Below are 1212 nucleotides of genomic sequence, written 5' to 3' on the forward strand. Positions count from 1 at the left end.
CGGCGAACCTCCCCGCCAACCACACCGTCCAGTGCTCCATGCGCTGGCCCCTCGGATAAGGAGACCCCCGACATGGTAGACCGCAGGTGGTTCGGCGGCGGCGCGGCGGACTGGACGATGACCCGGGGCGACGGCGGGCTCGCGGTCATCGTCCCGGGGCAGACGCTCGTGATGTGGTCCGCGCAGGTCGGCGGCACGTCGTACGAGGACCTGCTCGACGAGCAGGGCCAGCCGATCACGTCCGTGACGAGCATCGCCGAGCCCACCGGGGGCGGCGACCCGTCCCCCACGCCCGTGGGGACGATCCCGCCGTTCCAGGGCCCGGCCGGGATCACCCGCATGTGGGCGGACGGCGGCGGCGGGACCCGGTTCCTGCTCGCCGCGACCGACCTGGGCGACGCGATCGACGACAAGCTCGACCTGTCCGGCGGAACGATGACCGGCACGCTGCGCCTCGTCGGTGACATCCCGGCCGCCTCGACCACCTACGTCGAGACCGCTCTCGCGTCCGTGGTCCTGGACGTCACCGCGCCCGCCTACGGCGCGACCGGCGACGGCACGACCAACGACGCCGGCGCGATCCAAGCCGCGCTGAACGCCGCACGCGACGCGGGCGGCGGCTGGGTGTTCGTCCCGCCGGGGACGTACAAGGTCGCGACGCTGCCGCTGCGGATCTACCGGAACACGCGGCTGACGCTCGCGCCCGGCGCGGTCATCAAGCGCGGCGGGAACGGGACGATCCTGCTGAACGGCGACGCGTCCCAGACCCTGGGCGGCTACACCGGGCACGGGAACATCCTGATCGAGGGCGGCACGTGGGACTGCCAGGCCGCCGCCTACCCGACGTCGGCGATGTGCATCAGCGTCGGGCACGCCGAGGGCATCACCATCCGCGACACCCTCATCAAGGACGTCTGCGGTTACCACGCGATCGAGATCAACTCCACGAAGACCGCGCGGATCACCAACGTCCGCGCGCTCGGCTTCCTCGACCCGGGCGGCAGAACCTTCAGCGAGGCGATTCAGATCGACCTCGCCAAGAGCAGCGATGCCTTCGGAGGGTTCGGGCCGTACGACGACACGGTCTGTCAGGACGTGGTCGTCGAGGGCTGCACGGTCGGCGCGTCGGGCAGCTCGGGCACGACGGCGTGGCCGCGCGGTGTCGGGTCGCACTCGACGAGCCCGGACCGGCCGCACACCGGGATCCGGGTC

At 72.2% G+C, this 1212-nt stretch carries 1 protein-coding gene; it reads left to right on the forward strand.

The window, feature by feature from the left end; translation table 11 throughout:
• Positions 1–72: 72 nt before the first annotated feature.
• A partial coding sequence (locus amrb99_RS49430; RefSeq protein WP_241756679.1) for a glycoside hydrolase family 55 protein occupies positions 73–1212 on the forward strand: 1140 nt, incomplete at its 3' end.

Source organism: Actinomadura sp. RB99, from assembly GCF_014706005.1.
Classification (GTDB): domain Bacteria; phylum Actinomycetota; class Actinomycetes; order Streptosporangiales; family Streptosporangiaceae; genus Spirillospora.